Annotated in this window: 4 protein-coding genes; 2 read left to right on the top strand and 2 right to left on the bottom strand. The window is 51.4% G+C overall.

Annotated features, from left to right (window positions below; genetic code table 11):
* Positions 1–1,493: hypothetical protein (locus HOK28_00670; GenBank protein ID MBT6431572.1), on the bottom strand; the 1,493-nt coding region annotated here is incomplete at its 3' end.
* A gap of 147 nt (positions 1,494–1,640) precedes the next feature.
* Between HOK28_00670 and HOK28_00665 the strand changes: the two genes are divergently transcribed.
* Positions 1,641–3,185 (top strand): DeoR family transcriptional regulator, encoded by a 1,545-nt coding sequence (locus tag HOK28_00665; protein ID MBT6431571.1) that lies wholly within the window; start codon positions 1,641–1,643, stop codon positions 3,183–3,185.
* Positions 3,186–3,233: 48 nt separating this feature from the next.
* Positions 3,234–4,298 (top strand): response regulator, encoded by a 1,065-nt coding sequence (locus tag HOK28_00660; GenBank protein ID MBT6431570.1) that lies wholly within the window; start codon positions 3,234–3,236, stop codon positions 4,296–4,298.
* Here HOK28_00660 and HOK28_00655 read toward each other — a convergent pair.
* On the bottom strand, positions 4,295–4,804 hold the full coding sequence (locus HOK28_00655; protein ID MBT6431569.1) for an asparaginase: 510 nt from the start codon (positions 4,802–4,804) through the stop codon (positions 4,295–4,297). The genes HOK28_00660 and HOK28_00655 overlap by 4 nt on opposite strands.
* Between the last annotated feature and the right edge of the window lie 280 nt (positions 4,805–5,084).

The raw sequence follows: 5,084 nt of genomic DNA, 5'->3' as shown, positions 1-5,084 counted from the left end.
TCGTTGTTGGTGCCGCTACCAAAGTCCCAACGGTCTTTAGTCATGCATCGAACCCAAGCTGAAGAATAAGCGACCAAGTTGCGCACATCACCGCGGATGTAGCTTCGGTATTGGCTTGAACCTTCACCATTGATTTCGTAATCCCAATAGTCGTTACCAATGCGTGGGCTAAAAGCGATTAAGTCATCGCAATCGCTGCCACTGCACTGCCAGCTTGGAATACAGCTGTAATCGTCGAGTTCACAGTTGCCACCAATCAAAACATCGCAGTTGAGGTTTGGTTCAGGAGGCATAATACCGAGGTCTTGAATACAGTAGCCACTTGAATCATCACATACAGTACCGTCTGGGCATGAGCCCGCAGTACAAGGTGCTGGTCGGCAGCTGTTATCAATACAAACGTCGCCGCCGCTGCAATCAGAATCGGTTTCGCACTCTGCAACACAGCCCGTGCCTTCTTCGTTTACGAAGTAGCCAGGATCGCAATAGCAGTAACCTGCTTGCTCACCTGAATTTACAGCTGGGTCACCCGTATGAGCATTATCAGGACAGTCATTCGTTGTACTGCCGTTGTCTCCACCGTTCGTACCGCCGTTGTCACCGCCGGTGCTTCCACCGTTGTCACCGCCAGTATTGCCTGCACCTGCGCCAATAACTGCCGAGAAAGACGTTCCGTCCATGCACCATGTTTCGCCGTTGGCAACTGGCGTAGATGTAAACGTATCAGAATCAATCGTGACTTCTTTGAAGATGACGTTGCTCATGCTTCCGGAGAATGTACCGCCATCTTGACCAAACTGGTCGATGGTTACGCTGCCCTCATCTGCATAGAAATACTTCGTACAGCCTGTGCCCTGTGCATCAGCGCAATCTGCCAACACCAGCAAGCAGAGTCCGCAATCAGCATAGTTCATGCCTGTTAAATCGAAAGTGCCTGGAGCGCTTGGGCCGCCAAAGCCTTCGATGAAAGAATCGATGGTCATAATTTGAACAGGCGCCGAGGTACCGCTGACTGCTTGGTACGAAAAGTTGCCGGTTGTAGCATACTGAGCCAATTGGCTTGTTGCCGTGAATCCAGCCCGCGAGCAATCTGTGTTCGTGTCAGTGTTACCTGGGTCGTTACCGCCGGTATCCGTGTTACCGTTGCCGGAACCACCATTGTTGCCGTTGTCAGTTCCGCCGTTGTTGCCGCTGTCGGTTCCACCGTTGTTACCATTGGTTCCGCCGTTGTCGCCGCCGGTGGTGTCTCCAGGGTTGGTGCCAGTGTCACCGGGTGTTCCTGTGCCGGTTCCAGAGCCGAACTCAACACATGTAAGGTTGGCATTGTCCGTGGGATCTTCCCAGGTGTAGCCTTCGTTACAGGTAGGTACGCCACTCTCATCGAGATAACAGTTGTTTGCTTTGGTACAGTCGTCGCTCCAGTTACCAACACTACAACCCGAAGCAGCGAGTGCCCCCATTGTGGCAACCATCATTAATTTTTTCATGTTCATGAAACATGCTCCCTAATTTATTCATGTGTCTGCGCTGACAGGAATTTGGGCGTCCCTACCTTGCGCGAATCACCTGGTCCAGTTATATTTTTGAGTGGATTAGAGTCCCTTATTTCCCCAGAACTGCCACCTTCAAAGGCGCGAGATATGGCAAAAAACCAACACAATCAATCAATTGTTGGAGTTTTGAAGAGTATTCATACGCGTATTCAAGAAGGGCACGGGGGAGAGGCGCGAAGCGACTTTTTACGATTTCTACGGGACCAATTTGATCTTAATACCCACAGAATCCACCTAGCGGAGGTTGCCTCACTTTGCCGCCGCCTTGGGGAGTATGAAAGAGCCATTCGGCTGGTCCGGCCGCTCATCGATTCTGAGCAGTCCCAACGAACCACCGCCACCCCTGACGAGCAAGCTCAGTATGCGGCCTGCTTGATGAGCATGGGCGCTGTAGCAGACGGTTTTAAGATACTTGAAAGGATTGATGCCCCTGCGCCCCCAGAAGCTTACTTATTCACGGCGTTTGGACACATGCTTCGTAACCACTACGACTTGGCGACAGAGCCCTTGCGTAAGTTCATCGAGCACCCTGCCCCAAGCCAATACCAAAAGCTGGTCGCTCAAACGAACCTCATTCAAGTGCTTGTCTATCAGGGAGATACCGAGGAAACAGACAAATTATTACCTGAGCTGCTTCGCACGACGGAGCAAGGAAACTTTAAGTTGCTCCATGGTAACCTCCTGGAATCGTCGGTACATCAGGAGTTTTGGCGGGGCAATATTGCCCAGGCTGAGCGCCGCCTCGCCCAAGCTCAAAAGCTTCACCAACAATCTGGGGAACTGCGCCGGTTCTATATCAAGCAATGGCGCGCCATCCTCGACCTAAAACAAGGCGGCGCCACGCCAGCCAACCAAAAGCGACTCAAGCGGGTTCAGCAAGAAGCTCGAGAGCTCGCGGTTTTCGGGATTATTCGAGAATGTGACATCGCCCTTGCGCACGTGACCCAGGATGAGAGATTGTGGCAACACTTACTTTTTGGTGTACCACCCGGGAGTCAACTCGAACGGATCCAGCGCCTGAGCGGGATTGAGCTCTCCGTTCACTCAAAATATACGTGGGTGCCTCAGCAGACCCCACTGCACGAAGCTCAAATCATCATCGAGCTTTCCACCGGTAAGACTTTGCCCCATGGACCCAGCCTTAAAGTCGGTCAGGTCTTACACCGCTTACTCAATATTTTTACCAACGACTTTTATCGCCCTTTAAGGGTTGGAGAAATTCACGAGGCCCTTTTCCCTGACAAGTTTTACCACCCCCGAGCTTCACCATTGGCAGTGCGCCAAGCCCTCTTCAGGCTACGACGCTGGTTCGACGACCATGAACTGCCTTTCGAAATTCAAGAGTCGCAAGGTACCTACCGCCTCGTTGGACACTCAAACGGTGGCCTTTTACTCCATGCGGCATCTCGATTGACACTTTCGCCCGAACGCTTTGCAGCCCTATGCCTGGTTAAAAAACTCCAGGAATCCGGCGAACTCTCTCCCAGAAAAGACATACAAACCCAGGAAGCGGCTAAAGCCCTGGGTGTTTCTCTGGCAACCGCCAGACGGCAGCTGAAAACAGCAACAGAAGCCGGATACCTACATCGCCAAGGCGCCGGACGTTCAACGAGGTATTGCCTACCTAAGTGAAAAAGCATCTTCGCTCGCTGCAACCCCAGGTGTTGGGTATACTCTGGCATGACCAGAATTCTAGTAGCCGACCACGACGAAGACATCCGCAAAGAAATCAAACATCATCTCACCTTATCGGGTTACCGCGTGCTTGAAGCCTCTGCGGGGCAAGAAGCCCTCGAGATGCTGCAGAAGCACCAAGTTGCTTTATTGCTGCTGGAGTCCTCCTTGCCCGATATGGAAGGCCTCGAGATGCTGCGCAAAATGCACGTTCGAGGCGACGAAGTCGGCTCTATTATGATTACGGACACGCTCGACTCCAAGCTTGTGGCGGAGTGTATGCAGCACGGCCTATCCGATTTTATAATCAAGCCGCTTAAGAGCGACGAACTCATCAAAAAAGTTGAAAAGGTCGCTGGGCCGGTAGAAGGCAATGAAGCCGATGCTGGATACGACATTCTCTTGGTTGACGACGGTGCGCGCGTTCCGGATGCATTTCGCGGTGAGCTACCAGATGTGTTCTCAGTGTTTGCAGCTACCAACCGCGAGGAAGCTATGGCCCTTTGCGGTGAACACGAGTTTAAGCTGGTTATTGTTGACGCAGTCATTCCCGACGAAAATTCGGATGACCTTGCCAACGCTCTTCGCGAAAAAGTACCTGACGCCAGAGTCGCAGCGCTCTACCCACGTAAAGTAAAATACCCAGGCATTCGGGCCAGTGAAAAAGGCTACGATGGCTTTCTGGTAAAGCCATTTGTAAATTCACAAATTACTGCAGTGCTTAATCCAGATGGAGTGAGCACCGCCGACCAGCCCGTACTGGTTCGCAGTGACACTCTCTTGCAAGTGCGCCAGCCAAGTGAAGCTGACCCCGCAGAAGTCTTTACAGAGGCTTCAAAAGGCATCTTGAGCGCGATAGAAGAGTTGGCTGCAGATTGCTGTGATGAGGTGATTCTCGATTTAAGACAAATGCCTCAAACCGACGGCTTCTCAGGTTTTATTGAAGAGGCGATGCAACACTGCATGAATGTTTGTATCGACCCTAAGATCATTGGCCCTTCAGAGATGGGCGAGATGCTTCCAGATGGTACACCACTCTTTAGCTGCGTGACCGATATCCTAGATGGTTAGCCGTTGACGAAGGTTCCATTCACGCGGTCTTTCACCACGCCTGGAAACCGTAGAACTTTGTTGTGCATCGCTGCATACACACCCGGTTGTACGAGCTGTATAGCAGTCAAAGCCTCAGTCATATTCTGAATCGCATCAGTATGGCGCATCTCATAAGGCCGCATTGCGCCCGTTAAAATCACCGGAACCTCCGGTGTTCCCAGAAGCTTACAGATACATTCACCGGTCTCGGCCAGCCGGTCGGTACCGTGAACAATCAGAACACCATCATACGCTTTAACCATCGTCTTAACGGTTTCGGCAATAAGGTCATGGTCAGCTTGTTGCATTTCCAGGCTGTCCTTGTTCATCAAAGGGATTCGAATCAATTCGACCCCGTGCAAGATAAGCCCGGCCAGTAAGACATCAAGAACATTGACCTCGTTGCGCAAAATTCCATCGAGTTCACAGTATGTTTTCTCAATGGTTCCACCCGTTGAAATCAGGGCAATTCGCTTCTTAGTCATGTAGACCTCCGTTTTCGACAACAGTGCCGTCTAGCAAACTTGAACCCGGATAAGCAATTGAATGCCGCCCAATTATAACGGTAATCCAAACCCCAGGCACTGATTACTGAGGGACGAAAGATTGCTATCTTAATGACTTAACTATGCTTTTTAGCTCTGTAGATGAGCTATCGCCACGCAGCTCACCGTGGTGCTTCTAAACTACTGGTCATGACAAGGATTTGAATCTCCCTCGACTGAATGTCTAGAGGGTTGTGCTGTGGCGCGCCCGGAAGGATTC

The sequence above is a fragment of the Deltaproteobacteria bacterium genome (genome assembly GCA_018668695.1).
Taxonomy (GTDB): domain Bacteria; phylum Myxococcota; class XYA12-FULL-58-9; order XYA12-FULL-58-9; family JABJBS01; genus JABJBS01.
This window is presented reverse-complemented; position numbering and strand designations above follow the sequence as displayed.